This window comes from Armatimonadota bacterium (assembly GCA_020354555.1).
In the GTDB taxonomy this organism is placed as follows: Bacteria; Armatimonadota; Hebobacteria.
On the sequence record CP070648.1, the window covers coordinates 3,322,430 to 3,326,445 of the forward strand.

The 4,016-nt window shown below is 65.7% G+C and carries 3 protein-coding genes; 2 read left to right on the forward strand and 1 reads right to left on the reverse strand.

Annotated features, from left to right (window positions below; translation table 11 throughout):
• A partial coding sequence (locus JSV65_13595) for a hypothetical protein (protein UCH33589.1) occupies window positions 1-198 on the reverse strand: 198 nt, incomplete at its 3' end.
• Window positions 199-217: 19 nt separating this feature from the next.
• On the opposite strand from JSV65_13595, the gene JSV65_13600 reads away from it, so the two are divergent.
• Both JSV65_13600 and JSV65_13605 read left to right on the forward strand, forming a co-directional pair.
• The gene (locus JSV65_13600) at window positions 218-2,635 is read left to right on the forward strand and encodes a glycosyl transferase family 36 (GenBank protein UCH33590.1); all 2,418 of its coding nucleotides are present in this window, start codon (window positions 218-220) and stop codon (window positions 2,633-2,635) included.
• Between the two features lie 40 nt (window positions 2,636-2,675).
• Window positions 2,676-4,016 (forward strand): beta-galactosidase (locus JSV65_13605; protein UCH33591.1); only part of this gene is annotated, 1,341 nt, incomplete at its 3' end.

A 4,016-nucleotide genomic window follows, 5' to 3' on the forward strand; every position in this document is an offset into this window, starting at 1 on the left:
CTCACCGTCCTGCGCCAGGGCGAACGGCGCACCGTAACCGTGCACCTCGGCGAGATGCCGGAACTCAGTTAGCCGATCATTCGTGACGCGGTCAGAGTTGCTGCGCGGCGCGCAGAAGGCGACGGATAACCCCGCGCGCCGAGGCACGGCCCATGTCACAGCGGCCGCGCCAACCCATCGCAGCTGCGAATAACGCAAGCTGGCTCCGGGGGGTATCATGAAAACGGCTGATTCCGAGGGCCTCGCGAAGTACGGGCGCTTCAGCGACGACGGTCGGGAATTCATCATCACGTCGCACTCCCCTCCCCGACCGTGGATCAACTACCTCTCCAACGAGAACTACTGCGCGCTCTGCTCGCACACCGGCGGCGGATACTCCTTCTATCAGAGCGCGGGCTACGACAGGATCCTCGGCGAGTATCCGTCTCTCGTCGTGCTCCGCGACCGCCCAGGTCGCTACATCTACGTCCACGATGCCGACGATCCCAAGCAGTGCTGGGGCATGACCTGGCAGCCAACCATGGTCAAGCCCGAGCGGTTCGAGGCGGCCCATGGCCAGGGCTACACCCGCGTGCGGTCGCTCTACTACGATATAGAAGGGGAAGTCACGTATTTCGTCCCTCGGGCGGACGGCGTCGAGGTATGGCTGGTGAAGTTGACGAACGTCGGTGACCGGCAGCGCAACTTCAACCTGTTCTTCTATGCGGACTGGTGCCTGGGCAACTACGTTCACCACCTCACGGAGCACGCCTTCGCTGAGCTGTTCACCGAGAGCTGGTTTGAAGACGGCATCATCCATGCCACCAGCCGGCACTGGAACAAGCCGACGCTCGACGGCGCACCGCCCAATGAACGGTGGGACAAGATCGCATTCCTCGGGGGCGACTTCAGGGTAGATGGTTACGACTGCTCCGAGGAAGCGTTCATCGGGATGTATCGCTCGTGGCACTGCCCGATTGCGGTCGAACGAGGAGCCTGCTCGAACTCGCTCGCCAACGGCAGGGCGGCCGCCGCGGCGTTGCAGCACAACCTATCCCTCGCGCCGGGCGAGGAGAAGGAGCTGACGGTTGTCCTCGGCGTCGCGTTCGATCCCAACGGCGTCAAGCGCCTCGTCGCCAAGTACCGCGAGCCGGCGACGGCGGCCCGCGAACTGGAAAGGGTCAAGGCGTACTGGGACTCCTACCTGTCTCGCGTCCAGGTCAAGACGCCGGACCCCAAATTCGACCTCTCCGTCAACATCTGGAACAAGTACCAGGCCTGGGTGACCGCCCGCTGGGCGCGCATGGATTCGTACTACATCGGCGGCGGGTCCATCACCGGCTTCCGCGACAGTTGGCAAGATATCCTAGGCGTCTTGCCCAACGATGCGCAGTGGAGCCGACACCGCGTGGAGTACCTGATGCGGCACCAGTACTCCGACGGAAGCTGTCTGCACAACTGGGACCCGCGCACCGAGACCGGCGTCAAGACCGGGCATTCCGACGACCCGCTGTGGCTCGCGCTCGGCATGGTGTGCTATCTCAAGGAGACCGGGGACTACGGGATTCTCGAAGCGCGGGTGCCGTTTCATGACGGCCAGGAAGGCACGGTATACGAGCACATCGTGCGGGGGGTTGACTACACGCTGAGCCGCTTCAGCCCGCGCGGGCTGCCGCTGATGGAGGCGGCGGACTGGAACGACGGCTTCGACTTCGTGGGCCGCCTCGGCCGTGGTGAAAGCGTGATGGTGGCCGCGCATTTGTGCTGGATGCTCGCCGAGGTCGGCGAACTGGCGCGGCGTCACGGCGACGAGCGACGGGCGCGCCGTTACGCGACCGAGCGCGCTCTCCTGGCCGACCGCGTCAACGATCTCTGCTGGGACGGCGAGTGGTACATCCGCGCCACGACCGACGACGGGCGCGTGCTCGGCACTTCACGGGAGAAGCAAGGGAAGATATACCTCAACGCCCAGAGCTGGCCGGTGCTCGCGGACGTCGCGCCGCGGGAGCGAGGCATGCGCTGCATGGATGCCGTGGCTGAACATCTCGATACGCAGTACGGTCCGTGCCTGTTCCTGCCGGCGTACGACGAACCCGACCCCGAGATCGGCATCATCACCCGCTTCGCGCCGGGCACCAAGGAGAACGGCACCATCTTCAACCACCCCGTGGTGTGGGCGATGCTCGCGGAGTGCGCGCTTGGCCGCGGGGATCGCGCGTACGAGTTCTGGCGCAAGACGTCGTTCCTCACCCGCAGCGAGGAACCCGACGTGTACAAAGCCGAGCCCTACGTGTACTCGGAATACGTCTGCGGGCCGGACTCGACCGACTTCGGCCAGGGCGAGTTCTCGTGGGTCACCGGCACGGCGGCGTGGATGTGGCATGCGTGCGTTGGCCTCATCGTCGGCGTGCGGCCGGACTGGGACGGGCTGCGGATTCACCCCTGCATGCCGAGCGAGTGGGAGCGCGTCGAGGTGACGCGGCCGTTCCGCAACGCGACGTATCACATCATCATCGACAAGCCCAAGGGGATCTGCTGCGGCGAGGTCGAATTGACCTGCGACGGCGAGAAGCTCGACGGCAATCTCATCCCGCCTCACGAGGACAGCGAAGTGCACGAGGTGCGCGCCGTCGTGCGGCCGGCATCGCGCGCGTGACCAGCGGCGGTGATCTGCCGGCTCGATTATGAAGCGATTGGTGTTTCACAGATCGGGCGTTGCTGCGGCCGGCGCGGCGATGGCTCTGGCGTTGAGCCTGTGGGCGGCTGCCGGCGCGCGCGATGAGCACATGGTCGACGCGGGATTGACCGAGTTCCGTGGGGTTCGCGAGGCGAGGATCGAGGTCGCCAATGGCGTGCCGCGCTTGAGCATCAACGGCCGTCGCGTCCTGCCTATCATCTTCTTCTTCAACACCGACGTCGCTGCGCCCAGGAAGGCGGAGTACCTCGCGCGGCAGGTGGCGCTCGCGGCGCGGGCGGGGGTGCACATCTACTCCCTGCCGTTCCGTTGTCCGCGCACCGCGGACGGCGTGACGCCCAACTACGCTCATTCCAACGGACTGCTCGACGCTTTCATCGAGGCCGACCCTCAGGCGCTCTTCATCCTGCGTCTCTACCCCGGTCCCAATTGGTCGTGGCAGAACTGGGACGACATCATCGCTCGCGATGCTGCAGTCTTCGCCGACGGCAGCAAAGGCAACGTCTCCGTGGCCTCGGATTTTTTCGGTGAGCCCACCAGTAAAGACCTCGCTGGGCTGATACGCCACTACGAATCGAGCCGCTACGGCAAACGGATCATTGGCTATCACCCCGGTGGGCCCGACTCGGAGATGTTCCACGACAGCTACCGCGAGAAGGGCCCCGACTACAGCGCGGCCAATGAGCGCGGCTTCCGGCGCTGGCTGAGTGCGAAGTATCGCGCGGAAACGCCGCTGCGCGAAGCGTGGGGGGACGCCCAGGTCACCTTCGAGACGGCCGGCATCCCGCGGTTCGCGGCCGGCCGCTTCCCGATGCACGGCGCGGGGCGCGACGAGGTGATTCAGACCTTCTACGCGCTGCCGGAGGAACGCGACTGGGTGGACTTCTCGGCTTACTCGAACGACGTCATGGCGGACAAGGTCGTCGAGTGGGCGCGGCTCATCAAGCGAGAGACCGACGGCCGGAAACTGAGCGTGTTTTTCTACGGCTACACGTTCGAGCTGCCGGGCAGCTTCAGCGGTCATTACCGGCTCCAGCGCATCCTCGCGTGCCCCGAGGTGGACGCGCTGGTCGCTCCGTATTCGTACCACGAGCGCCTGGCGGGCGGCGCGGGCAACTTCATGTCGCCGGTGGACACGGTCACCGCTCACGGGAAGCTGTGGCTGAATGAGGATGATACTCGCACGAGCGTGCTCGACGTCACCCAGGTGCCGGCTGACTTCACCTCGTCCAGCGTCAACGCTCGGGCGCGCGACCTGGAGGAGACGACGAACATACTCGAGCGCAACTTCGCGGCGCTCCTGGAGCACCGCGCCGGAACGTGGTGGATGGACCTCACCGGC

Excerpts from the sequence above, each read along its gene's own strand:
- JSV65_13600 (UCH33590.1), top strand. The coding sequence starts at position 218 with ATGAAAACGGCTGATTCCGAGGGCCTCGCGAAGTACGGGCGCTTCAGC.